Source organism: Curtobacterium sp. B8 (assembly GCF_000333315.1).
GTDB classification, from domain to species: domain Bacteria; phylum Actinomycetota; class Actinomycetes; order Actinomycetales; family Microbacteriaceae; genus Curtobacterium; species Curtobacterium luteum.
Genome location: NZ_BACW01000637.1, coordinates 1 through 1,606 on the forward strand (window position 1 = coordinate 1; position 1,606 = coordinate 1,606).

The window sequence follows — 1,606 nt, forward strand, 5'->3', positions numbered from 1 at the left end:
CTCGGCTTCTTCTGGTCGAAACGCGCCGGGTTGGGGTTCACGTCGGCGACGTCGAACGCCGCGACCATCTCGTCGATCGAGAACACGTCACGGTCGGGTGCGATCGACCACCCGAGGAGCGCGAGGTAGTTCACGAGCCCCTCGGGCACCATGCCGTTCGCACGGTGCAGGAACAGGTTCGACTCGGGATCACGCTTCGAGAGCTTCTTGTTGCCCTCCCCCATGACGTAGGGCAGGTGACCGAAGACCGGGATGGACTCCGCCAGGCCGATCTCGTACAGCGCCTCGTACAGGGCGATCTGCCGCGGGGTGGAGGACAGGAGGTCCTCGCCACGGAGCACGTGGGTGATGCCCATCAGGGCGTCGTCCACGGGGTTCGTGAACGTGTAGAGCGGCTTGCCGTTCGGACGGACCACGACGAAGTCCGGGAACGTGCCCTGCTTGAACGTGATCTCCCCGCGGACGAGGTCGTCGAACGAGAGGTCACGATCGGGCACACGGAGCCGCAGCGCGGGCTCGCGCCCCTGGTCGCGGAACGCCTGGCGCTCCTCGTCGGTGAGGTCGCGCTCGTGGTTGTCGTAACCCTGCTTCGGGTCACGGCCGGCTGCCCGGTTGCGGGCCTCCATCTCCTCGGGCGTGACGAACGACTCGTACACGTGGCCGGATGCCCGGAGCTTCGCGATCACGTCCTCGTAGACGTCGGTTCGCTGCGACTGCCGGTACGGCCCGTGCGGTCCGCCGACGTCGACGCCCTCGTCCCAGTCCAGGCGCAGCCACCGGAGCGCGTCGAGGATCTGCTCGTAGGACTCCTCGCTGTCGCGGGCGGCGTCCGTGTCCTCTATGCGGAACACGAGCTTGCCGCCCGTGTGGCGCGCGTACGCCCAGTTGAAGAGCGCCGTGCGGATCAGACCCACGTGGGGCGTCCCCGTCGGGCTCGGGCAGAAGCGGACACGGACATCGGAGCCGGAAGCGGTGGTGAACGGTGCAGTCATGACCCCCACAGCCTACCGGGCCAAGTGGCGGCGGAACCGGGCCGGGAACGCAGAAAACCCCTGACCACGTGGTGGTCAGGGGTTCCCTGGTGTTGCAACGTTGAGTCCGGCGGCGTCCTACTCTCCCACAAGGTCCCCCTTGCAGTACCATCGGCGCTGAGAGGCTTAGCTTCCGGGTTCGGAATGTGACCGGGCGTTTCCCTCTCGCTATGACCACCGGAACACCTTCGACCCAGATCCTGGATCAAAACCATTCCTTCAGATCTCGCTGAAGTATTCAGTTTCGTTCCCGATCGTCTGTCGGGAACCACAAAGTGGACGCGAGCCCGTGACACGAAGGCCACGGAAATCAGTGTGTTGTCAAGTCTTCGGCTTATTAGTACCGGTCAGCTCCACGGGTCGTTAGTCCCCGCTTCCACATCCGGCCTATCAACCCAGTAGTCTGCTGGGAGCCTCTCACACTCAAGGTGCATGGAAATCTCATCTCGGAGACGGCTTCCCGCTTAGATGCTTTCAGCGGTTATCCGGTCCGAACGTAGCTTATCAGCGGTGCCCTTGGCAGAANCACTGACACACCAGAGGTTCGTCCATCCCGGTCCTCTCGTACTAGGGAT

Annotated in this window: 1 protein-coding gene and 2 rRNA genes; all 3 read right to left on the reverse strand. The window is 64.2% G+C overall.

Annotation, left to right across the window (positions count from 1 at the left end; translation table 11 throughout):
• Positions 1–992, reverse strand: a 992-nt coding sequence (gene gltX, locus I59_RS16995; protein WP_031274322.1) for a glutamate--tRNA ligase, incomplete at its 3' end; no start/stop codon positions are given.
• 104 nt (positions 993–1,096) lie between these two features.
• Positions 1,097–1,213 (reverse strand): 5S ribosomal RNA (gene rrf, locus I59_RS17000).
• Between the two features lie 135 nt (positions 1,214–1,348).
• Positions 1,349–1,606 (reverse strand): 23S ribosomal RNA (locus tag I59_RS17005); the annotation flags it as partial.